Origin of the sequence: Spirillospora sp. NPDC127506, assembly GCF_040302145.1 — a bacterium.
Taxonomy (GTDB): domain Bacteria; phylum Actinomycetota; class Actinomycetes; order Streptosporangiales; family Streptosporangiaceae; genus Spirillospora.
In genome coordinates, this window is record NZ_JBEORG010000013.1 from 64,962 (window position 1) to 87,276 (window position 22,315).

General features: G+C 74.1%; 21 protein-coding genes. 8 read left to right on the forward strand and 13 right to left on the reverse strand.

All coding sequences use genetic code 11. From position 1 onward, the window contains the following. Window positions 1-12: 12 nt before the first annotated feature. Complete coding sequence (locus tag ABTW95_RS15130) at window positions 13-1,668, forward strand: NAD(P)/FAD-dependent oxidoreductase (protein ID WP_500226560.1); 1,656 nt, start codon at window positions 13-15, stop codon at window positions 1,666-1,668. Beyond that, window positions 1,665-3,107, forward strand: a complete 1,443-nt coding sequence (locus tag ABTW95_RS15135; protein WP_396449065.1) for an ATP-binding protein — start codon at window positions 1,665-1,667, stop codon at window positions 3,105-3,107. The genes ABTW95_RS15130 and ABTW95_RS15135 overlap by 4 nt, the downstream gene beginning before the upstream one ends. Here the strand turns inward: ABTW95_RS15135 and ABTW95_RS15140 are convergent. Beyond that, window positions 3,101-3,502, reverse strand: coding sequence for a VOC family protein (locus tag ABTW95_RS15140; RefSeq protein ID WP_500226561.1), 402 nt, complete (start codon window positions 3,500-3,502; stop codon window positions 3,101-3,103). The two genes, ABTW95_RS15135 and ABTW95_RS15140, sit on opposite strands and share 7 nt — an antisense overlap. A gap of 58 nt (window positions 3,503-3,560) precedes the next feature. Between ABTW95_RS15140 and ABTW95_RS15145 the strand changes: the two genes are divergently transcribed. Further along, entirely contained in the window at window positions 3,561-4,106 is a 546-nt protein-coding gene (locus tag ABTW95_RS15145; protein WP_396449063.1) for a MarR family winged helix-turn-helix transcriptional regulator, read from the forward strand. Here the strand turns inward: ABTW95_RS15145 and ABTW95_RS15150 are convergent. Then, window positions 4,075-4,869 (reverse strand): class II aldolase/adducin family protein, encoded by a 795-nt coding sequence (locus ABTW95_RS15150; RefSeq protein WP_396449062.1) that lies wholly within the window; start codon window positions 4,867-4,869, stop codon window positions 4,075-4,077. The two genes, ABTW95_RS15145 and ABTW95_RS15150, sit on opposite strands and share 32 nt — an antisense overlap. A 128-nt stretch (window positions 4,870-4,997) precedes the next feature. Between ABTW95_RS15150 and ABTW95_RS15155 the strand changes: the two genes are divergently transcribed. The 3 genes from ABTW95_RS15155 to ABTW95_RS15165 are packed head-to-tail and all read left to right on the forward strand — an operon-like array spanning window position 4,998 to window position 7,354. Next, window positions 4,998-6,134, forward strand: coding sequence for an RsbRD N-terminal domain-containing protein (locus ABTW95_RS15155; RefSeq protein ID WP_396449061.1), 1,137 nt, complete (start codon window positions 4,998-5,000; stop codon window positions 6,132-6,134). 21 nt (window positions 6,135-6,155) lie between these two features. Further along, a complete protein-coding gene (locus ABTW95_RS15160) occupies window positions 6,156-7,025 on the forward strand; it encodes an LLM class flavin-dependent oxidoreductase (RefSeq protein WP_396453779.1) in 870 nt (289 codons plus the stop codon). Next, entirely contained in the window at window positions 7,025-7,354 is a 330-nt protein-coding gene (locus ABTW95_RS15165) for a DMT family transporter (protein WP_396449059.1), read from the forward strand. The genes ABTW95_RS15160 and ABTW95_RS15165 overlap by 1 nt, the downstream gene beginning before the upstream one ends. A gap of 6 nt (window positions 7,355-7,360) precedes the next feature. On the opposite strand, the gene ABTW95_RS15170 is transcribed toward ABTW95_RS15165, so the two are convergent. From ABTW95_RS15170 to ABTW95_RS15180, 3 genes are all read right to left on the reverse strand, one after another. Then, window positions 7,361-8,212, reverse strand: a complete 852-nt coding sequence (locus ABTW95_RS15170; RefSeq protein WP_500226562.1) for a helix-turn-helix domain-containing protein — start codon at window positions 8,210-8,212, stop codon at window positions 7,361-7,363. A 44-nt stretch (window positions 8,213-8,256) separates the two neighbouring features. Continuing rightward, window positions 8,257-9,006 (reverse strand): hypothetical protein, encoded by a 750-nt coding sequence (locus tag ABTW95_RS15175; RefSeq protein WP_396449057.1) that lies wholly within the window; start codon window positions 9,004-9,006, stop codon window positions 8,257-8,259. Between the two features lie 188 nt (window positions 9,007-9,194). Then, window positions 9,195-10,604: an aldehyde dehydrogenase family protein gene (locus ABTW95_RS15180; protein WP_500226563.1), complete on the reverse strand. Its 1,410-nt coding sequence runs from the start codon at window positions 10,602-10,604 to the stop codon at window positions 9,195-9,197. A gap of 212 nt (window positions 10,605-10,816) precedes the next feature. On the opposite strand from ABTW95_RS15180, the gene ABTW95_RS15185 reads away from it, so the two are divergent. Then, window positions 10,817-12,250 (forward strand): alpha/beta hydrolase, encoded by a 1,434-nt coding sequence (locus ABTW95_RS15185; RefSeq protein WP_500226564.1) that lies wholly within the window; start codon window positions 10,817-10,819, stop codon window positions 12,248-12,250. Between the two features lie 55 nt (window positions 12,251-12,305). Here ABTW95_RS15185 and ABTW95_RS15190 read toward each other — a convergent pair whose 3' ends face one another. From ABTW95_RS15190 to ABTW95_RS15200, 3 genes are all read right to left on the reverse strand, one after another. Further along, entirely contained in the window at window positions 12,306-12,875 is a 570-nt protein-coding gene (locus ABTW95_RS15190) for a hypothetical protein (protein WP_500226565.1), read from the reverse strand. 5 nt (window positions 12,876-12,880) lie between these two features. Continuing rightward, complete coding sequence (locus tag ABTW95_RS15195; protein WP_500226566.1) at window positions 12,881-13,594, reverse strand: hypothetical protein; 714 nt, start codon at window positions 13,592-13,594, stop codon at window positions 12,881-12,883. A 111-nt stretch (window positions 13,595-13,705) separates the two neighbouring features. Then, the gene (locus tag ABTW95_RS15200; RefSeq protein WP_500226567.1) at window positions 13,706-15,763 is read right to left on the reverse strand and encodes a DUF6077 domain-containing protein; all 2,058 of its coding nucleotides are present in this window, start codon (window positions 15,761-15,763) and stop codon (window positions 13,706-13,708) included. A 245-nt stretch (window positions 15,764-16,008) separates the two neighbouring features. On the opposite strand from ABTW95_RS15200, the gene ABTW95_RS15205 reads away from it, so the two are divergent. Then, the gene (locus ABTW95_RS15205) at window positions 16,009-16,506 is read left to right on the forward strand and encodes a hypothetical protein (RefSeq protein WP_500226568.1); all 498 of its coding nucleotides are present in this window, start codon (window positions 16,009-16,011) and stop codon (window positions 16,504-16,506) included. A gap of 24 nt (window positions 16,507-16,530) precedes the next feature. Here ABTW95_RS15205 and ABTW95_RS15210 read toward each other — a convergent pair whose 3' ends face one another. From ABTW95_RS15210 to aceA, 5 genes are all read right to left on the reverse strand, one after another. Then, window positions 16,531-17,523 carry an ABC transporter ATP-binding protein gene (locus tag ABTW95_RS15210; protein ID WP_396449050.1) on the reverse strand — a complete coding sequence of 331 codons (993 nt, stop codon included), beginning with the start codon at window positions 17,521-17,523 and terminating at the stop codon, window positions 16,531-16,533. Further along, window positions 17,523-18,341 carry an ABC transporter permease gene (locus tag ABTW95_RS15215; RefSeq protein WP_500226569.1) on the reverse strand — a complete coding sequence of 273 codons (819 nt, stop codon included), beginning with the start codon at window positions 18,339-18,341 and terminating at the stop codon, window positions 17,523-17,525. Before ABTW95_RS15215 ends, ABTW95_RS15210 begins: the two co-directional genes overlap by 1 nt. Further along, window positions 18,334-19,122, reverse strand: coding sequence for an ABC transporter permease (locus ABTW95_RS15220; protein ID WP_500226570.1), 789 nt, complete (start codon window positions 19,120-19,122; stop codon window positions 18,334-18,336). Before ABTW95_RS15220 ends, ABTW95_RS15215 begins: the two co-directional genes overlap by 8 nt. A gap of 101 nt (window positions 19,123-19,223) precedes the next feature. After that, window positions 19,224-20,747, reverse strand: a complete 1,524-nt coding sequence (locus ABTW95_RS15225) for a M1 family metallopeptidase (protein ID WP_500226571.1) — start codon at window positions 20,745-20,747, stop codon at window positions 19,224-19,226. Window positions 20,748-20,971: 224 nt separating this feature from the next. Next, a complete protein-coding gene (gene aceA, locus ABTW95_RS15230) occupies window positions 20,972-22,255 on the reverse strand; it encodes an isocitrate lyase (protein ID WP_396449046.1) in 1,284 nt (427 codons plus the stop codon). Between the last annotated feature and the right edge of the window lie 60 nt (window positions 22,256-22,315).

Genomic DNA, 22,315 nt, shown 5'->3' on the forward strand with positions numbered 1-22,315 from the left:
GAGGGAGACACGGTGCCCAAGCCTGTACTGCTGACCGTGGACGACGACCCGGGAGTGTCCCGCGCCGTGGCGCGCGACCTGCGCCGCCGGTACGCCGAGTCGTACCGCGTCGTCCGCGCCGAGTCGGGACGGCAGGCCCTGGAGGCGCTGCGGGAGCTGCGGCTGCGCGGCGAGGACACCGCCGTGCTGCTCGCCGACCACCGGATGCCCGGCATGGACGGCGTGGAGTTCCTCGAGCACGCCATGGACCTGTTCCCGTTCGCGCGGCGCGTCCTGCTCACCGCCTACGCCGAGACCGACGCGGCGATCCGCGCGATCAACGACGTCGACCTCGACCACTACCTGCTCAAGCCGTGGGACCCGCCGGACGAGAAGTTCTACCCGGTGATCGACTCGCTGCTCGACGCGTGGCGGCGGGAGGACCGGCGGCGGCCGGACGAGCAGGAGCTGCGCGTGGTGGGGCACCGCTGGTCGTCGCGCTCCTACGAGGTCCGCGACTTCCTCGCCCGCCACCAGGTGCCCTACACCTGGCTGATGGACACCGACCCGGAGGGCGCCGAGCTCGTCGTCGCCGCCGGGTCCCCGGAGCTCCCGCTGGTGGTGACGAAGGACGGCGCCAAGCTGTCCGCCCCGTCCGACGCCGAGCTGGCCGCCGCGATCGGGCTGTCCAGCACCCCGTCCACCGGGTTCTACGACCTGATCGTCGTGGGCGGCGGGCCGTCCGGCCTGGGCGCGGCCGTGTACGGCGCGTCGGAGGGGCTGCGGACCGTCGTCGTCGAGCGGCACGCCCTCGGCGGGCAGGCCGGGCAGAGCTCCCGCATCGAGAACTACCTCGGCTTCCCCGACGGGGTGACCGGGTCGGCGCTCGCCGACCGGGCCCGCCGGCAGGCCGGGCGGTTCGGCGCCGAGCTGCTGCAGGCCGGGGAGGTCACCGCGCTGGAGGCGCGCGGCACCGCCCGGGTGGCGCGGCTGGCCGACGGCACGGAGATCGCCGCGCACGCCGTCATCCTCGCCACCGGCGTCTCCTACCGGCGGCTCGGCGCCGCGGGGGTGGACGACTTCGTCGGCCGCGGCGTGTACTACGGCGCCGCGCTCACCGAGGCTCCGGCGTGCAGAGACGAGGAGGTCGCCGTCGTCGGCGGCGCCAACTCGGCCGGGCAGGCCGCCGTGTACCTCGCCCGGTTCGCGAAGAAGGTGCACATGATCGTCCGGGCGGACGGCCTGGAGCGGTCGATGTCGCACTACCTGATCGAGCAGATCGCGGCGACCCCCAACATCGAGGTGCACACCGGCAAGACCGTGTGCGGCGCGGACGGCGCCGACCGGCTGGAGCGGCTCACGTTCGCCTCGCCCGCAGGCAAGAAGACGATCGACGCGCACTGGCTGTTCGTGTTCATCGGCGCCGAGCCGTGCACCGAGTGGCTGGACGGCTTCGTCGAACGCGACGCGCGCGGCTACCTGCTGACGGGCCCCGACCTGGTCGCCGGGGGCCGCCGCCGCCCGGCGGGCTGGCCGCTCGCCCGCCAGCCCTACCACCTGGAGACCAGCGTCCCCGGCGTGTTCGCCGCGGGCGACGTCCGCGCCGAGTCGATGAAGCGGGTCGCCTCGGCGGTCGGCGACGGCGCGATGGCCGTCGCCCTCGTCCACCGCTATTTGGAGCAGGCATGACCACTGCGTCACCGGAGGAGCTGCGGGGGCTGTTCCTCTTCGAGGACCTCGACGAGGAGAAGCTCGCCTGGCTGTCGCAGTACGGGACGGTGGAGGAGTACCCGGCGGACGGCGTGATCTGCGCGCAGGGAGACGCCGCCGAGTTCCTGTACGTGCTGCTGGACGGCGAGATGGTGATGACCCAGAACGTCCGGGGCCACGCCGTGGAGGTCAGCCGGACGGACCGGCCCGGCACCTACGGCGGCGCCGTGCAGGCGTACCTGGGCGACAAGATCGAGCAGCGCTACCAGCACACGCTGCGGGCGACCCGCCCGGCGCGGATGTTCCGGCTCCCGGCCCGCAAGTTCGCCAAGGCCGTCCGCAAGTGGTTCCCGATGGGCGCGCACCTGCTGGAGGGCGTCTTCTTCGGGATGACGAACGCGCGGCGCGTGGTGGACCAGCGGGAGCGGCTCACCGCGCTCGGCACGATCACCGCGGGCCTCACCCACGAGCTGAACAACCCGGCCGCGGCCGCCGCGCGGGCGAGCGCCGAGCTCGGCGACCGGCTGCTGGCCTCCCAGCGGACGCTGGCCGACCTCGCCGCGCGGGGCGTCGACTGCACGCACCTGAGCGCGCTCGTGTCGCTGCGCCCGGCGCTGCCCGCGCCGCAGCCCGGCCGCCGCAGCCCGCTGGACGTCAGCGACGCCGAGGACGAGCTCGGCGACTGGCTGGAGGAGCACGGCGTCGGCGAGGCGTGGGACCTCGCGCCCGGCCTGGTCGCCGCCGGGCTCGGGGTCGAGCAGGCGGAGGCCGTCGCGGACGCCGCGGGCGAGCACCTGCCGGCGGCGATGCGGTGGCTGTCGGAGGTGCTGGAGGTCGCGCAGCTGCAGGCGGAGATCTCCGAGGCGATGGGCCGCATCACCGCGCTGCTGGACTCGGCCCGCCAGTACTCCCAGCTCGACCGCGCCGCCTACCAGCGGACCGACCTGCGCGAGCTGCTGGACAGCACGCTCACCATGCTCAAGCGCAAGATCGGCCCGGACGTCACGGTCAAGATCGACTACGACGAGTCGCTGCCGCCCGTCCCGGTCTACGCGGCGGAGCTGAACCAGGTCTGGACGAACCTGATCGTCAACGCGCTGTACTCGATGCAGGGCTCGGGCACCCTCACCGTCCGGACCGCCCGCGAGAACGACAACGCGGTCGTGGAGATCGGCGACACCGGGGCCGGCATCCCCGACGAGGACGTCGACCGGATCTTCACCCCGTTCTTCACGACCAAGCCGGTCGGCCAGGGCACCGGCCTCGGCCTCGACATCTCGTGGCGCATCGTCGCCGGCCGCCACGGCGGCGACATCAAGGTGGCGTCGTCCCTGCCGGGCGACACCCGGTTCCGGGTCCTCCTCCCGCTCACCGAGCCCGCCAACGCCGAATCCCCTCCGGCCGAATCCCCTCAGTAGGACTGCAGTTCGAGCAGGTTGCCGCCCGGGTCGCGCAGGTGGGCCGTGCGCAGCCCCGGTCCCCATTCGGGGCGGTCCTGGGCCGGCGCGACCGGGACGGCGCCGAGCACGGCGAGCGTCTCGGCCGCCGCGTCGACGTCGTCCACGCGCAGCACCAGCATGGCCCGGTCCTGCCCGGACGGGGCCGGGAGCCCGCCCGTGCCCACGGCCTCCGCCATCCGGGCGCGCCCCATCAGGACCAGCACGGCCTCGTCCTTCAGATCCCAGTTCGCGTACTCGGCTCCGGGCAGCATCTTGACCGGCTCGATCCCGAGGAGTTCGCGCAGCGCCGCCTCGTAGAAGCGGGCGCAGGCGCCGAAGTCGTCCACGAGCAGGCGCGGGTAGAGCGCGTCCATCACGCCCTCCTTTTCCATGGGTGTTCACCAACGATTGGGGTAACCCTACAATAGGCGGATGGACGAGAACGCCGGAGCGCTGCCGCCCCGCCTCCTCGGGATCACCACGTTCGTGCTCGCCCGCGCCGGGCGGGCCGGCCGCGCGCGCATGGGCGGGATGATGGCCGAGCACGGCCTGGGTCTCTGGCACTTCGCCGTCCTGTCGGCGCTGGACGAGTCCGGTCCGGCCTCGCAGCGCGAGCTCGGCGCGCGCCTGCGCATCGATCCCAGCGACCTCGTCGAGGTCGCCGGCCGGCTGGAGGGCGCCGGGCTCGTCCGCCGCGAGCGCGACCCGGCCGACCGGCGCCGCTACATGGTCGAGCTGACGCCGGAGGGGCGCGCGGAACTGGAGGAGGTCACCCGCCGCGCGGCCGAGGTCGACGCCGAGTTCCTGGCGCCCCTCTCCGCGCAGGACCGGACGGCCTTCGAGCGCATCGTCCGGGTCCTGCTGGCCCACCACGACCCGGGCGCCGGGGGCGGGCATGCGCAGGCCCCGGCGCGCGCGGGGACGCCGGGGCCGGGGGAGGCGGGGCCTACTCGAACAGGTCGGGCTGCTCCCGGGTGATCTGGTCGTAGAGCGGCTGGTAGTTGATCCAGCCGACCAGGTCGTTGCCGATCTGCTCGTGGGTCAGGACGGCGTTGTCGTGCTCGATGGGGACGACCTGCCCGGCGGCCTTGGCCAGGAGCTGCACCTGGCAGGAGCGCTCCATCGTGATGAACCACCAGGCGGCGGCGTCCACGGTGTCGCCGACGGTCAGCAGCCCGTGGTTGCGCAGGATGACCGCCTTGTTGCCGCCGAGGGCCGCGGCGATGCGCTTGCCCTCCTCCAGGTCGGTGACGACGCCGGTGTAGTCGTCGAACAGGCCGTGGTCCTGGTAGAACGCGCAGACGTCCTGCGTGATCGGCTCCAGCTTCTGGCCGAGCGCCGAGATCGCCCGTCCGTAGGTGGAGTGGCTGTGCGCGGCGGCCACCACGTCCGGCCGCGCCTGGTGCACCTGCGAGTGGATCGCGAAGGCGGCCTCGTTGACCGGGTAGCGGCCCTCGACGACCTTGCCCTCGTGATCGACCAGGATCAGGTCGCTGACCCTGATGTGCTTGAACGACATGCCGAACGGGTTGACCCAGAAGTGGTCGGGCCGCTCGGGGTCGCGGGCGGTGATGTGGCCCGCCACGCCCTCCTCGAAGCCGAACTTCCCGAAGATGCGCAGCGCGGCGGCGAGCCGCTCCTTGCGGTGCCGGCGCTCGTCCTCGACGTCGTCGAACGAGGGCGGCAGCCGGAAGATCAGGTCGGTCGGCAGCTTCTCCAGGAACTCGTCCTCATCGGACATCGATGCGACTCCTTGTGCTCGTCTGCCCCCACCGAACACCATCGCCCCCGCGTCCGGCTAGACCGGAGCGGCCCAAGCGTCGCGCACCCGGTTGTCCGGACGGGACAACGGGACGGCAGAATGCGGGGATGGAGGTCGGCACGGGAGACCGGTTCCTGCGGCTGCTGATCGAGCACGGCGACGACCCGGCGGTGCTGGAGGCGACGGTCCGCGCGGCCCGGAGCCGCTCGGAGCCGGTGGCGGCGCTGCCCGAGGAGGAGACCAGGCGGCACGTCCGCGCCCTGATGCGCGGCGTGCTCGCCGCGCTGGAGGGTGGCGGGCTCGGCGAGGACGTCCTCGCCGCGGCCGAGCGGCTCGGCTCGGACCGGGCGCGGCAGGGCGTGCCGGTCGAGGCGTTCCTGGACGGCTTCCAGGCGGGCCGCGCCCACGTCGTCCGCACGCTCGTCGAGGGGGGCCGCCGCATGGGCGTGCCGGACGCCGTGCTGCTGGACGGCGTGACCCGCATCGACGAGATCACCTCCGCGCTGGTGCACCGGATGGTCCACGCGCACCGGGTCACCGAGCTGGAGACGGCCCGCACGGCGCGGGAGGCCCGGGTGCAGATGCTCCGGCAGCTGCTGCACGGCGAGGCGGTCCCGGTCCGCGCGCCGCTCGACCCGGCCGCCGCGTACCACTGCGTGGTGTCGGACGTCAGCGACCCCGCCGTGGCCGCCCGGCTGGAGATGGAGCTGACCGCGGCGGGACCGGGCCTGTGCGGCCTGGTGGACGGGCGGTTCGCCGCGCTGGTCGCCCGCCTGCCGGACCCGGCGCCGCCCGGCCCGCTGCTGGTCGCGGCGCCGCGCGCCCGCCCGGCCGGGGTCGCGCCGATGTACGCGCTGGGGCGCCGCGCGCTCCGGGCGGCCGCCGGGGCCGGGCTGGCCGGCCTGCGGGAGCTGGCCGACCTCGCGCTGCTCACCGCCGCCGAGGCCGAACCGGAGCTGGGGGAGCTGCTCGCCGCCGCGCTGCTGTCCGGGCTCGACCGGGACGACCCGTTCCACCTGGAGCTGGCGGAGACGGCGCTGGCCTACCTCGACCACGGCGGCCGCATCGAGCCGACGGCGGCGGCGCTGCACGTCCACGGCAACACCGTCAAGTACCGGATCCGGCGGCTGCGGGAGCTGACCGGCCGCCCGCTGCACGACCCGGAGGGCGGCGCGGCGGTGGCGCGCGCCGCGCACTGGTGGTGGGCGCTGCGCCGGTGGACCGGCGGGCCGCGGCATGATTGACCGATGAGAACGGAGGAGCGGGTGACGGCACCGAGGATCGGCACCGTGATGTGGCCGACGCAGTCCTGGCCGGAGGCGGGGGAGTCGTGGCGGCGCGCCGAGGACCTCGGCTTCCGCCACGCCTGGGTCTACGACCACCTCGCCTGGCGCGGGGCGACGCCCTGGTACGACGCGTACACGACGCTGGCCGCCGCCGCGGCCGTGACGTCCCGGGTCAGGATCGGCACGCTGGTGACCTCGCCGAACTTCCGGCATCCGGTCCCGACGGCGCACGCCGCCAAGACGATCGACCACATCAGCGGCGGGCGGCTGACCCTCGCGATCGGGTCCGGCGGGACGCACCGCACCAGCGACGCGGGCGTCCTCGGCGGGGACGAGTGGACGCCCGGCGAGCGCGCGTCCCGGTTCGCCGAATGGGTGCAGCTGCTCGACCGGCTGCTGACCGAGCCGGAGACGACCTTCGAGGGGACGTACTACTCCGCGCGGGAGGTCGTGGAGAGGCCCGGATGCGTCCAGCGCCCCCGCGTGCCGTTCGTCATCGCGGGCAACGGGCCGCGCGGGATGCGGGTCGCCGCCCGGTACGGCAGCGGCTGGGTGACCAGCGGCGAGGGCGGCGGCGACGCGCCGCTTGAGGTCGTGCGCACCCGGCTCGCCGAGCTGGAGGCCGCGTGCGGCGAGGAGGGCCGCGAACTCGACGACCTGATCCTGATGACGGGGTTCACCGATGAGCCGTGGCTGGAGTCGCTCGACGCGTTCGCCGACCTGGCGGGCCGCTACGCCGAGCTCGGCTTCACCGAGATCGCGGTGCACTGGCCGCGGCCCGGCACGCCGTGGGAGGCCGACATGAAGGTGTTCGAGGCGATCGCCGCCGAGTACGGCGAGGCGGGCTGATGCCGTTCGTGCTGCTCGGGCTCGCGATCGCCTTCGAGGTGACGGCGACGCTGGCGATGCGCGCCTCCGAGGGGTTCACCAGGCTGTGGCCGTCGCTGATCGTGGCGGCCGGCTACCTGATCTCGTTCGTCTTCATGGCCAAGGCCCTGACGTCGCTGAACGTCGGCCCGGTCTACGCGATCTGGTCCGCGCTCGGGACGATCGGCGCTTTCGCCGGCGGCGTGCTGCTGTTCGGCGAGCCGGTCAAGCCGGTCACCATCGCCGGCGCCGCGATCGTCGTGGCCGGGGTCATCGTGATGAACCTCGGCGGCGGCGTCCACCAGGGGTGACGCGCGTCAGGCGAGCTCGTGGAGGGTGCTGACGCGCTGCTGTTCGAGCTGCCCGCCGATCAGCTCGGTCGGCGTGCAGCCCGACAGGGCGCGGAACTCGCGGTTGAGATGCGCCTGGTCGTAGTAGCCGGCGGCGGCCGCCGCGCCGGCGAGCGGGGCGCCGCCGGTCAGCAGGTCGACCGCGCGCTGGAAGCGCAGCACCCGCGCCATCACCTTGGGCGGCAGCCCCGCCTGCTCGCGGAACCGGTGGGTCAGGTGCTTGCGGCTCCAGCCGACGTCGGCGGCGAGGTCGGCGACCGTGGCGGCCGGGTCGCCCTCGAGCAGCCGCCACGCCCGCGCCACCTCCCGGTCGGGGACCGGGCCGGTGTCGAGGCGGCGCAGCAGGAAGTCGTCGAGGAGGTCGAAGCGGGCGCCCCAGGACGGTGCGTCGGCGAGCCGCTCGACCAGCGTGCGGGCCTGCGGTCCGAGCAGGTCGGCCAGGTCGGCGGCGGCGTTGGTGAGCCGCGCCATCGGGACGCCGAGCAGGGTGTACGCGCCGAGCGGCGTCACGTCGAGCTGGATGCCGCGCTGCCCGCCGGGGCTGACGTACATCCCGTGGCCGTCGTGCATCCCGGCGACGAACGACCCGTACTCGCGGTCGCCGACGCCGGGGTCGGGGACCCTCATGTAGAGCGGCGGGCCCAGGTTGATGATCACGACGGTGGTGCGGACGGGCAGCGTCCGCATCCGGGTGGGGACGGCGAGCGTCTCCCGGTAGCCGTCGTAGGAGCGCAGGAACGGGCGCAGCGCCGGGTGCGGGCGCCCGCGCGCCAGCCGCCAGCCGCCCCGGTCGGCGATCTCCACCGGCCTGCCGCTCATGTCCCACTCCTACCACGCGGGACCGGCGGCGCGAACGGGGCGGGCTACTCGTACACCTGGCCGCACACCGCGATGCGGGCCAGATCGCCCCAGCTCATGGTGGTGATCGTCCGGACGTAGGACCGGGCCGGCGGCTCCCCGGGCCGGGGCGGCAGCGGCACGCGCGCGCCGTCGGCGGCGTCCCAGCCGCCGAGGCTGCCGGCGACCGCGCACTCCAGGTACGTCGCCGGGTCGAAGTTGTACCAGCGGGCGGGGGTGGCGCGGGAGCCCGAGCCGGGCGGGCGGGGCGCGTCCGCGCCGAACCGGGCCTGCGGGCCCGGGGGATGGGTGAGGAAGTCCTCCAGGTCGGCGATCTGGGAGAGCAGGACCCGCTCCCAGTCGGCGTACCCGTCCGGCTCGGGGCCGGGCAGCGACAGGTCCTTGCCGCGCCACGCCGGGTCGAAGTCCGCGGGCGGGGTGGTGGACGCCGCCGCGAACATCGCCGCCACGTCGTCGGGTTCGAGGCGGGGCCGGTCACTCAGCGGAGCGCTGACCTTCCACAGCGACCGCAGGAACGCCGACAGCGACCAGGACGCCGCCCGGGCCTCCTGACCGAGATGCAGGAACACCAGGTAAAGGTCGCGGTTGGTGCGGACGGCGGGCCCCGGCGGCCCGTCCACCCAGTACGACTGCTTGTGCCGGACGCCGCTCTCCATCACCAGGACCTGCGCCAATGCCGAAATGCGCGAGTCATGGGAGGCCACCTGGAAAGTGTTGCCGAGATCGTCCTGGCGCATGACGTCCCACTTCTGCATGCGGCTCCTTCACAGGTCGCGGTGCGGTCTCCACGGCCCCCGCTCAGAAAGTGTCCCATTCCACGACCCGACCGCCAGTAGTGGCCATGTCACTTTCCGGACTCGAAGTCGTGACTTTCCGCTCATGCAGTGCGCGGCGGAGACGGGTGAGGGCCCGGCGCGGCCGGGCCCTCACCGCCGAGCGGCGCTCAGAGCTTGGAGCGGTGGATCACCTGGAGCTCGGTGAACCCGTACAGGCCCCACGGGCCGTTCTCGACGCCGACGCCGCTCCACTTGAACCCGCCGAACGGCTGGTGCGGGGCGAGCGCGAGGTGGGTGTTGACCCAGGCGGTGCCGCACTCCAGCCGCCCGGCGACCTCCGCGGCCCGGTCGGCGTCGGCGCCCCACACCGAGCCGGACAGCCCGAAGCTGGTCCCGTTGGCGCGGGCGAGCGCGTCCTCGACGTCGGTGTACTTCACGATCGGCAGCGCGGGGCCGAACTGCTCCTCGTCCACGATCCGGGCGCCGTCCTCGATGTCGGCGAGGATCGTGGGCTCGAAGAAGTACCCGGGCCCGTCGACCGGCTTCCCGCCCGCCGCGGCCCGGGCGCCGCCCGCGATCGCGTCGGCGACCAGCTCCGACACCCGCTCGTACTGCGGCCTGTTGTTGATCGGCCCGTACTGGACGCCCTCCTGCATGCCGTCGCCGACCTTGGCGGCCTTCGCCCGCTCGGCGAGGGCGTCGACCACGTCGCCGTAGAGCGCCTCCGGCACGTACACCCGCTTGATCGCCGAGCACACCTGGCCGTTGTTCTGGAACGCCGCGCCGAACAGCCGGTCGGCGACCGCGGCCGGGTCGGCGTCGTCCAGCAGGATCGCCGGGTCGTTGCCGCCGAGCTCCAGCGTGACGCGCTTGAGGTCGGGGGCCGCCGCGGCGGCGACGCGCTTGCCGGTCGCGACGCTGCCGGTGAAGCTGATCTTGCGGGGGACGTCGTGCGCGGTCATCCAGGCGCCGAGCTCGTCGCCGCCGGTGACCACGTTCAGCACGCCGGGCGGCAGCACGTCCCGCAGCACCTCGCCGAGCTTCAGGCTGGACAGCGGGGTGAACGGGGACGGCTTCAGCACCACGGTGTTGCCCGCGAGCAGCGCCGGCGCGATCTTCCACACGCCGAGCAGCAGCGGGTAGTTCCACGGGGTGATCGCGGCGACCACGCCCATCGGGCGGCGGACGACCTCGACCAGCGCGGCGTCGTCGTCCTGGATGATCTCGCGGGGCAGCTCCAGGTCGGCGAAGTACTTCAGCCACACGCCGGCGCCGACGACCTCCATGGTCGCGTCGGCGAGGGGCTTGCCCTGCTCCAGGGTCAGGATGCGGCCGATCTCCTCCGACCGGGCGAACATGACGTCGGCCGCGGCGAGCAGCGCCTTGCGGCGCACCGCCTCGTCGCGGCGCCAGTCCGGGTACGCCGCCTGCGCGGAGGCCATCGCCGCGTCGAGCTGCTCCCGGGAGGCGTCGGGAGCCTGCTCGGCCACCTCGCCGGTCGCCGGATTGATCACCCCGAAGGTGCCGGGCGCGTCCACCGCCGCGCCGTCGATGGTCATCGAGAAGGTCTCGGACACCGTTGATCCTCCGCTCAGGGGGTTACCGAACGAGATTCAGTATTCACCTTCGCGGCCCGTCTGACGAGGGCCCGGCCCTCCGGGACGGGACGGTGCGGCCCGCCGCGACCCGGCTGGAGGGGCGCCCGAGGACCGGAGGCGGCCCCGCGGCGCCGGTGGCCGGATCCGGCGAGATCCCCGCCGGCGCCGCCGGACGGGGTGATGATCACCACATGCGATCACGTCTCACCGCGGTGTTCGCCCTCACCCTCGCCCTCGCCGCATCCGGCGGGGCGACGGCGGCCGCAGCACCCACAGCGTCCCCGCCCCACCCGTCCGCGCCCCACCCGTCCGCGCCCAGGCTGGCCGACCCCCACCCCTGCGCGGGCAAACCCGGGTTCACCTGCTCCTTCCTGACCGTCCCGCTCGACCACCGGCACCCAGGCAAGGGCAGCCTGAGGCTCCAGGTGGCCGCGTCCGACAACGCTGGCGCGCCCAAGGGGGTCCTGCTGTTCCTGACCGGCGGGCCCGGCCAGCCCGGGGTCCCGTTCATCGACGGCATCTCCGCGCGCATGCCGGAGCTCACCGGGAACTACCGGTTCGTGATGATCGACCAGCGCGGCACGGGCGAGTTCGGCGCGATCGACTGCCCGGAGCTGCAGGCCGAGGTCGGCAGCAGCGACATCGAGCCGCCCCCGCCCGAGGCGGTCGGCGAGTGCGCCGGCGTGCTCGGCGACCGGCGGCACTACTTCACCACCGAGCAGACCGTCGGCGACCTCGACCTGCTGCGGCGCGCGCTCGGCGTGCGGACCTGGACGGTGGACGGCGTCTCCTACGGCACCATGACGGGCGCGAGCTACGCCGTCCGGTACCCGCGGCACGTGAGCAGGCTCGTGCTCGACTCCGTGCTCCCGCACGTCGACCCGCAGCGCGACGACATGCTCTACCTCACCGGCCTGCGCGCCACCGCCCGCGTCCTGCGGGACGCCTGCGAGGCCGCACCCGCCTGCGGGTTCGACCCCGCGAAGGACCTCGCCTGGCTCGCCCGGCACCGCGAGGACGCCGTCCTCATCTGGGACATGCTGGTCACCTACGAGTTCATCGACCCGACCTACCGGGACGCCGGCTCGCTGCCGAACGGCTGGGGCGACGCGGTCGCGGCGATCCATGAGGCCCGCCACGGCGACCCCGCGCGGCTCGACCGGCTCCTGCAGATCCTGGACTCCGGCGGCGACGACGTCACCCGCTACAGCTCCGGGCTGCACATCGCGACCATCTGCGGCGACGGCCACTTCCCGTGGGGGACGTCCGAGACCCCGCCCGCCCGCCGGCCGGCCGCGCTGGAGCGGGTGCGCAGGCACCTCCCGGCCCGTGCCACCTGGCCGTTCACCGCCGACACCGCCGTGGGCAACGGGTTCATCCAGGAATGCCTGCGCTGGCCCTGGTCGCGGCACACCGCGGAGCCGCGCCGGACGACGCTCCCGATGCCGGTGCTGCTGCTGAACGGCGACCGCGACCTGTCCACGCCGCTCGAATGGGCGCGGGAAGAGCTCCGCCACGCGCCGTGCGGCAGGCTCGTCGTGGTCGGCGGCGCCTCGCACTCCATCCAGAACCGCGAGCGCGGCACGCAGGGCCGCGAGGCGGTGTACCGGTTCCTGAACGGCTGACGGCGGCCGCACGGCGACGCCCCCGCGGGTCCCGCGGGGGCGTCGCCGCGGCGGCTCACGCCGTGAAGACGCGGTCCAGGAGGTCCCGGTAGTCGCGCAGCGCCAGCCGGAGCCGCTCGGTGTCGGGACGCCCGCCGTCCTCCAGCGCCTCCGACAGCGTCCGCCGGTGCGCGGCGACCGCGCGGCCGAGCGCGTCGACGGCGTCGGACGCGAGGTCGTCCGCGCGGCGGACCGCCTCGCCCGGGTCGTCCACGAACGAGGACTGGACCTCGCGCCAGCGCTCCCGGAAGCGCTCGGCCTCGGCCGGATCGAGCAGCGTCCGCGCGGTGCCGGTCCCGGCCGGAGCGGCGGGGGCCGCCTCCGGCAGCGGACCGGCCTCCGGCGCCAGGTCGGTCTCGGGCGCCAGGTCGGTCTCGGGCGCCAGGTCGGTGTCAGGTGCCCGGTCGGTCTCAAGTGCCCGGTCGGTCTCGGGCGCCGGGTCCGCGGCGGGCATCGGGTCGGGGGCGGTGTCCGGGGCGGGCTCCGGCGCGTCCGCCGCCGGAGGCGCCGGCGCGGACCCGGCGACGTGCGCGTCCCCGGGCAGGCCGGGGCCGGGGGCCCGGTCGCCGAGTCGGCTGTGCTTCATGGGGGTCAGCTCCTCGGGGTCTCGTCGTCGCGGTGCCCGGCCGCCCGGCCGGTGGCCGTCGCGGCGGGCGGCGCCTGGCCGGCGCCCTCATCGGCGCCCTCGTCGGCGGGCTCGCCGGCGGGCTCGCGGGCGGGCTCGTCCGCGGCGTGCCGGCCGGCCCGCTCCCGGCCGGCCCGCTCCCGGCCGCCGGGCGCGGACAGCAGCTCCTCGAACAGGGCCCGGTAGTGCACCATGGCCTGCCGCAGGTCCTCGGTGGACGCCTCCTTGGAGGCGGCCCTCCTGCTGATCGCGTGCGCGCTCCGGTAGTGGTCCATCGTGCGGCCGTGCTCCACCGAGAGGTGGGCGACCTTCTCCTCGAACCCGTGCGTCGGGTAGCCGCGCTCGCCCATCACCACCGTGACGAGGCCGTCGGCCTGCTCGACGGCCGCCTCGGGGGTGTCGACGAAGCGCTCCTGCACCCGGACCCACTGCTCGTGGTACTGCTCGCGCCGGTGCGGGTCGAGTTCCCGCAGCTCCAGCTCCTCGTGGCGCCGCTCGCGGGAGCGCAGCTCGCGCTCGGCGGCGGTGCGCCCGCCCTCCTTCTCCAGGGTGCGGTCGTACTCGGGGCCGAACCGCCGCCTCAGCCGCGCCGTGCGGGACCTGGTCCAGGCCAGGTAGCCGACGGCGGCGAGCGCGGCGATGACGGCAATGGCGATCACGACCCATATCGCGGTCGACATCGTGTTCCTCCAACGTGCGCCGGATCGAATGAGACGGCGATGCCCGATCAATGGCGTTCAAAACGAACCACCACAAAACGCCCGCCGTTCGGCCCGTCGCGGAGGGGAGCGTCAATCGCCGGGCGGGAAGAGGCAAAGCAGGTGCCGGACCCGCCGGTCGCCGCCGTACCCCGCGTCCCGGAGGAGGGCCAGCCCGCGGGGGTCGTTGCGCCACGCGCACGCCACGTCCACCCCGACGCGCCCGAGCGCCGCCTTGACCGCCTCGGCGTCCGGCTTCGGCCCGTAGCGCCGGCGGACCGCCTCGGTGAGGACCTCCCGGTCGTCGATGACCTGCGACGGGACGGGCAGTATCTCCAGGTAGTGGCCGTTCGGGTTCACCGCCTGCGTCCGGACGGTCAGCAGCGGCACCACCCGCATGAAGCCGGTCGGCATCAGGACCGTGGAGCCGGGCCCGGCGAGCCCGAGGACGTCCCGGGTGACGCCGACGGCGTAGGCGTTGACCTTCCACGATGGCCGCGACGCGACGATCGACCCGTTCTCGTTCGACCACACCGGCGTCCCGCCCGCCACGATCGCGATGACCAGGGCCGCGGCGGGCGCGGCGGCGGCGGACGCCCGCACGGCGGCCCGGCGCCCGGGCACGGGGATGCGCACCGTCGCGAGCAGCCCGATCAGGACCGGCGCGGGGACGAGCCACATCGTCCGCCAGAGCACCTGCCCCGCGCCCGACGCGTCCGCGGCCGCCTCCAGGACGCCCGGCACGATCAGCGCGGTCAGCGCCGCCGCGACGCCCGCGGCGATCAGCGCGGGGACGCCGCGCCGGGCCGTCGCGGGCGCCAGCCACAGCGCGCAGCCGGCGAGCACGCCCAGCGCCGACTGCAGCAGCACCCACCGCCAGCTCCCGGGGGCGTCGTGGACGGTTCCCGTCACGCCGGTGTCCGCGTGGAACAGGGTGACCACGATGCCGGAGCCGACCGGATAGGCCAGCGCGACGCAGGCGCCGAGCGCGGTCCGGACGCGCCCGGCGGCGGCCAGCGCGAGGGCCGCCGCCCCCACGACCAGCGGCACGACGAAGGCGGCGGACGAGGTGAGCCCGACCGCGGCGATCCCGGCGGCGGCGAGCAGCGCGAAGTCCGTGCGCGACCGCCGCTCGGCCCACCGCGTCAGGTAGACGAACAGCAGCGGCACGAGCACCGACACCAGCATCGCCTTGCCCTGCCACATGCGCAGGAGGTGGAACGAGCCGAGCGACGCCGCGCTCGTTCCCGTCCACAGCAGGTACACCGAGGCGACCGCGAAGCACAGGACGGCGTTGCGGGGCGCCCAGGCCCGGGCCAGCCGCCAGACCGCCCAGACGGCCAGGAAGGCGACCAGCGGCAGCACGAGGTACCACACGAAGGACGCCCCGGGAATGCCGGACAGCCGGGCCACGGCCCCGGCGAGGACCTCGATCGAGGACACCGGCGGCTCGCCCGCGATCGGGTCGGCCGTGCCGGGGGTGAAGATGACGTCCTTCAGCGGGATCTCACCGGTCGCGGCCGTCGCCACCGAGCGGGAGACGAAGTAGGCGTCGTCGCCGTCGGAGTTCACGATGAACAGCGACGCGGTCGCGAAACCCGCGCCGGTCAGCAGGGCCAGCGGCGTGCCCCGGAGGGTCCGGTCCCGGCCTGGTCCAGGCTCCCGGGCGCCGGGTTCCCGGGCGCCGGGCCCGCCGGGCGGCTCCGCCCGGTACCGGCGCACGACCCAGGCGGCGGACGCGGCGGCGCTCACGATCCCCGGAGCCCACGCGCACCACCACGGGACGCCGGAGGAGTGCAGGCCCGCTCCCGTGCCCGCGGCGATGCCCGCCGCCACCGCGACCGCGGCCAGGGCGCGCGGCGGAGCCTTCGCCGGCGCGCGGCCCGTCCGGCCCGCAGGCCGGACGGGGGCGTCCCACCAGGCGCGCCGGGCGCCGTACAGCGCGCAGGCCGCGGTCCCGGCGAGCAGCCACACCACGACCAGCGCGGACGTCGGCGGCCGCACCAGCAGGCCGACGTGGTACACCACCGTCCACACGGCGAACAGCACCGTGAGCCCGTCGGTGATGCCGTCGACCAGCCGCGCCGTCCGGGTATCGCCCGGCCGGTCCCAGCCGCCCGCGGTGGTGGTGCGGTCTAGAAGCTGGACCATCCGATCCCCCCTTTGCGCACGTGTGCGCCTTTGGCCGTCACGCCTGCCGGCGGGGGGACCGGGGAGCAGCCGGGCAGACGTCCCTTAACGATCTTGCACTATATGTGTGACGCCGTACCCTTGGGCGAAGTTCACATGCATTGATCCCGATCTACTGCGCTATACCTGGTCTGCATGCTGTGATTGGGACGCTGTCGGAATCAGGCGCGCCCGCGGCGGGCGCGTTCGAATGGAAGTGATGCGCGGTGCGCCATGCGTTCGGCTTCGTCCTCGGCGTCCTGCTGACGCCGGCGCTGGTCTACGGCGCGGCCTGGGGTTATGTGCAGGCGGGCCACTCCTTCGACGGCACCGGGCAGGAGATCACCGACCGCACCCGCATCTACGGCGCGTTCGCCCTGCTCGCCGCCGTGGGCCTGGTGATGGGCGTGATCATCCTCGCGCGGTGGGCGTCGCCGCTGGTCTCGCTGGTGCCGGCGCTGGCGCTGCTCGGCTTCTCCGCCTGGTTCCTGGTGGATCCCGGCCGCGTCCTCGACCTGCCCGGCAAGGTGCCGCCGGCGGGCGACATGGACTTCGGGCTGCGCATGCTGCTCGGCTCCGGCCTGTACGGGATGATGGGGCTCGCCCTGCTGATGCCGTCGTGGGCGCCGCGCCGCTGGAGCGGCAACCGCGACGACGACGGCGCCGACATGGACTTCTACGCCGGCATGGAGCCCGACCGGCACGCCGACCGGCGCATGCGCTGACGGCCGGGCGCCGGCGGCGCTGCGCTACGGCGCGACCGGGCGGCCCCCGCGCCGGTACGCGTGCTCGCCGCGGTAGAGCCCGGCGAGCACCTCCTCGATCCCGGCCTCGCGCAGCGCGATGTCGCGGATCTCGTGGTCGCGCGTCAGCGCGGCGACGACGGCCGCCGCGTTCGCCGAGCGCGGCAGCCGCAGCCACTGCCGCGGCCCCTCCACCCGCTCGGCCTCGATCCCGTCCAGCCGTATCGGCGGGCCCGGCCGGGCCAGCTCGACGACCAGCAGGCGGTCGGCCGCCACCGTGCGGCGCAGCGCGTCCAGCCCGCCGTCGTAGGCGAGCCGCCCGTGGTCGATGATCATGACCCGGCGGCAGAGCCGCTCGATGTCGCCGAGGTCGTGCGTGGTCAGCAGGATCGTGGTGCCGCGCTCGGCGTTGACGCGCTCCAGGAAGTCGCGGACGGTCGCCTTGCTCACCACGTCCAGGCCGATCGTCGGCTCGTCCAGGACGAGCAGCTCCGGGTCGTGCAGCAGCGCGGCCGCGAGGTCGCCGCGCATCCGCTGGCCGAGGCTGAGCTGCCGGACCGGGGTGTCCAGGAACGGCTCCAGCTCCAGCAGCGCGGTCAGCTCCGCGAGCCGCGCCCGGTGCGCCGCGGCCTCCACCCGGTACAGCCGCCGGACGAGGGCCAGGCTGTCGCGCAGCGGCAGGTCCCACCACAGGGTCGTGCGCTGGCCGAACACCACCCCGAGGCGGCGCGCGAGCGTGGTGCGCCGCCGCGACGGGTCCAGCCCGCACACCCGCAGCGTGCCGGACGACGCGGTGAGGATGCCGGTCAGCATCTTGATCGTCGTGGACTTCCCCGCCCCGTTCGGGCCGAGGTACCCGACGAACTCGCCCGGCTCGACGGTGAACGACACGCCGTCCACGGCGCGCACGGTCGTGCGGGTCCGCCGCAGGCCGCCCGAGCGCGCCCGGACGGTGAACGACTTGGCGACGTCCGCGGCCTCGATCATCGGCACCGGCATCAGCTCCCCGTCGATCGGTAGTGCCGCAGGCCCGCCCGCCACGCGACCGCGCCCAGCGCGCACACCAGCGCGGCGACGGCCGGGGAGGCGAACCGCGCGGCCGCCGGCAGCCCCAGCGGATCGGGACGGTCCAGGACGTACAGCGCGGGCTGCCAGTTCACGAACGCCAGCGGCACGACGAACGTCACCCCGCGCACGAAGTCGCGGGCGAACACCGTCATCGGGTACTGGGTGAGGAACGCGCCGCCGTAGGTCACCGACTTGCTCGCGCCGTGGCTGTCGACCAGCACGAACTGCACCGCGCCGGTCAGCACCCACAGGCCGCCGAAGATCGCCGTCCCGGACAGCACCATGACCGGGACCATCGCGACCCGGCCCGGCGTCCAGGCCACGCCCGCCTCCGCCAGCGCGTACGCCAGGACGAGCACGGCCGGGACGAGCTTGCCGAACCGCCGGGGCGAGAAGTCCTCCGTCGCGATCTGCACGAGCGGGCTCACCGGCCGCACCAGCATCGCGTCCAGCGTCCCCTGGCGCACGTGGTGCCCGAGCCGCTCGGTGGTGCCGAGCGCGATGTCGGAGATCCCGAACGCCAGCGCGGACGTCCCGTACAGGAACAGGACCTCGGGCGCGGCGAACCCGGCGATGCGCGGGGCGTGCGCGAACAGGAGCAGGATCGCGGCGACGTCCAGCCCCGTGACGACCGCCGTCGCCAGCGCGAGCAGGACCATCGACACCGGGTACTGCGCCGCCGCGCGGACCCACGTCCACACCAGCAGCCCGTACGCCCGGACCGCGCCGGCCGCGGCGCCGTCAGCCACCGTGCACCACCAGCTTCCGCCTGGCGGCCCGGGTGAGCAGCGCGCCCGCCCCGAGCAGCGCCGCCGCCCACGCCGCCTGGAACGCCAGCGCGCCGATGATCCCGGCGCCGGTGCGCCGGCCGAGGAACACGTCGGCCGGCACCTGGATCTGCGCGGCCCACGGCAGCGCCCGCGCGACGTCGCCGAGCAGGCCGGGGAAGACGACCAGCGGCAGGATCATCCCCGAGAAGAACAGCGACATCACGAGCGCGACGGCCTGCAGGCCCCGGTCGTCGTGCAGCCAGAACATGCCGAGCGCGACCAGGTACCGCGTCCCGAAGCTCACCGTCACGGCGAGGACCATCGCGGCCGCGAACGCGGCGAGGTTCGCCGGGGCGGGGACCCGGAACGGGAAGACCAGGGCCCCGGCGAGCAGCGGCGGCCCGGCGCGCAGCAGCAGGGAGCCGGCCGCGCGGCCGAGGTCGTCGGCCAGCCACCAGCCCTGCAGCCCCGCCGGGCGGTGCAGGTCGATCGCCACGTCGCCGTTGCGGATCCGCTCGGTGAGGTCCATCCCGCCGAAGATCTGCACCGGCCCGATCAGCGCCTGCGTGATGAAGCAGAAGGTGACGGCGTCGGCGGCGTCGTACCCGCCGAGGGACGGCCGGACCGACCACAGCGCGAGCAGCACGTAGGCGCGCATGAAGCCGAAGACGGTGTTGGTCAGCGACTCGGTCAGCGAGCCGAGCGGATACGCGGTGTGCCGGCGGAAGCCGTACCACCACACCCACGGAAGGACGCCCACTTGCCGGAAGACTAGAGATCGGCAGGGTCTCCCACCAGGTAATCCGACACAGAACGGGACCCCGGCGGAACTCGCCGGGGCCCCGTCCTCACCGGTGCGGGCTAGGGCAGCGGAGGCTTGATGGGGGAGTAGAGCCAGTCGTTGAAGAACCCGCTCAGATCCTGGCCGGCGATCTGCTGCGCCAGCGTCGTGAACTGCCGGGTGTTGCCGTTGCGGTACTTGTGCCGCGCGTACCACGTCCGCAGCAGGGTGAAGAACCTGTCGTCGCCGATCTTCTCCCGGAGGAACTGCAGCATCATGCCGCCGCCGCTGTAGACGCGGTCGTTGAACATGGTGTCGCGCTGCGGGTCGGCCGTCAGCACCGACCAGTAGGGGCGCCCCTCCCGGTCGGGGAACGGGCGGGCGGCGTAGGTGGCGCGGGCCGCGTCGTGCACCGTCCTGCCGCCGTGCACCTCGGTGTAGTACCAGGCCGCCCAGGTCGCGAAGCTCTCGTTCAGCCAGACGTCCTTCCAGCGCTCCGGCGACACCGCGTCGCCGAACCACTGGTGCGCCAGCTCGTGCGCGATGGTGCCGGTGTTGCGGACGGCCGAGTACACCGGCTTGCTCTGCGTCTCCAGCGAGAAGCCGAGCGGCTGCCCGTTGTAGCGCGCGTCGTCGGCGATCGCGCCGGTGGTGCTGAAGGGGTACCGCCCGAACGTCTTCGACCAGAGGTCGGTGACCTCGCCGGTGGTGCCGAAGAAGAAGTCCACCGCGTCCGGCTGGCCGGCGAGCAGCGCCGGGTCGACGGCCGTGTAGTTGGGGACGCCGCCGGGCGTGCGGCCCTGCCTCACGTCCCATTTGCCGATGTCGATCGTGGTGAGGTAGCTCGCCATCGGGCTGTCCTCGCGCCACTTGAAGACCTCGGCGCGGGTCCGCGCGGCGCGGCGGCTGAACGAGGCGGTGGCGGTGCGGTGCGCGGTGAGGCGCCCGTTGGCGACGACCGACAGGCCCGCCGGGACCGTGATGGTGTAGTCGTAGGTCGCCTTGTCGCTCGGGTGGTCGTTGACGGGGAACCAGGTGTGGGCGCCGTTCGGCTCGCCGCCGACGAACGCGCCGTCCGGGGTGTGCAGGAACCCGTACGGGGAGCCGAACACGATCGGGGAGCCGACGATGGTCTGCGGCACGCCGCCGTACTTGACGACCGCCCGGAAGACCGAGCCCTTGCGGAGGCCGTGCCGCGGCGTGATGATCAGCTCCTGGCCCTGCCGCTTGTAGGCGGCCCGGTGCCGGTTCACCCAGACCTTCTCCACGTCCATGCCGGACAGGTCCAGGTCGAACCGCGACAGGTTCTGGGTGGCCCGCGCGGTGATGGTCACGGTGCCGTCGAGCTGGTCGTAGTCGGGGTCGTAGCCGAGGTCCAGCGAGTAGTGCCGGACGTCGTAGCCGCCGTTGCCCTCCAGCGGGAAGTAGGGGTCGCCGACTCCGGGGGCGCCGGGGGTGAAGCGCCCGTGGTGGCCGTGGCCGTGACCGTGGCCGTCGGCGGAGGCGGCGGGCGCGAACGCGACGACGCTCACGGCGGCGACGGCGATCGGGGCCATCCGGCCGGGGATCGCCCGGGACCGGGTGGACCGGGGGTGGCGCGCCATCAGGGATCCTCTCTGCGAGTGATCAACTAGCGCGCTCACGATGCGCCGATTATCGGCCGCTGTCGAGGGCGGTAGCCGCATGTGGCCGGGACGGGAGGGTCCGGCGGGGGCCGCGGGAGGGGCGGGACGGGACCGTTCCGGGACGCCGGAAGGCCCCCGCGGGTGTAGGAGCGCGGGGGCCTTCGGGGTCCGAGGGGGGGATCAGACCGGAAGAGCGGTGAGGATCAGTGGAACTGGCCCTCTTCCGTGGAGCCCTTCAGGGCCGTGGTGGACGAGTCCGGGTTGATCGCGGTGCTGACCATGTCGAAGTAGCCGGTGCCGGCCTCGCGCTGGTGCTTGACCGCGGTGAAGCCCTTCTCGGCCGCCGCGAACTCGCGCTCCTGCAGCTCGACGTAGGCGGTCATGCCGTCGCTGGCGTAGCCGTGCGCGAGGTCGAACATGCTGTAGTTCAGCGCGTGGAACCCGGCCAGCGTGATGAACTGGAACTTGAAGCCCATGTGGCCGAGCTCGCGCTGGAACTTGGCGATGGTCGCGTCGTCCAGGTGCGCCTTCCAGTTGAAGGACGGCGAGCAGTTGTAGGCCAGCATCTGGTCCGGGTACTCGGCCTTGACGGCCTCGGCGAACTTGCGGGCCTGCTCCAGGTCCGGGGTGCCGGTCTCCATCCAGATGAGGTCGGAGTACGGCGCGTACGCCTTGGCGCGGGCGATGCAGGGCTCGATGCCGTTGCGGACCCGGTAGAAGCCCTCGGCGGTGCGCTCGCCGGTGATGAACTCGCGGTCGCGCTCGTCCACGTCCGTCGTGATCAGGGTCGCGGCCTCGGCGTCGGTCCGCGCGATGATCAGGGACGGCACGTTGGAGATGTCCGCGGCGAGGCGGGCGGTGTTGAGGGTCTTGATGTGCTGCGAGGTCGGGATGAGGACCTTGCCGCCGAGGTGGCCGCACTTCTTCTCGGAGGCCAGCTGGTCCTCCCAGTGCACGCCCGCGGCGCCCGCCGCGATCATGCCCTTCATCAGCTCGAAGGCGTTCAGCACGCCGCCGAAGCCGGCCTCGGCGTCGGCCACGATCGGGGCGAGGAAGTGCGTGTCGCCCTCGCCCTCGGCCCACTGCACCTGGTCGGCGCGCAGCAGCGCGTTGTTGATGCGGCGGACGACGGCCGGGACCGAGTTCGCCGGGTAGATGCTCTGGTCCGGGTAGGTCTGGCCCGCCAGGTTCGCGTCGGCCGCGACCTGCCAGCCGGACAGGTAGATGGCCTTGAGACCGGCCTTCACCTGCTGGACGGCCTGGAGCCCGGTCAGCGCGCCGAGGGCGTGGACGTAGTCCTCCTCGTGCAGGAGCTTCCACAGGCGCTCGGCGCCGAGGCGCGCGAGGGTGTGCTCCTCCTGGACCGAACCGCGGATCCGCACGACGTCCTCGGCCGTGTAGGTCCGCTCGATGCCCTTCCAGCGGGGATCGGTCTCCCACTGTCGCTGCAGCTCCTCGGCTGCGCCCTTGAGGCGACTGTCACTCATGATGTAGCCCTTCCGTGTCGTCCCCTGGGTGCTTGCAACGACTATGCCCCGTCCGCAACC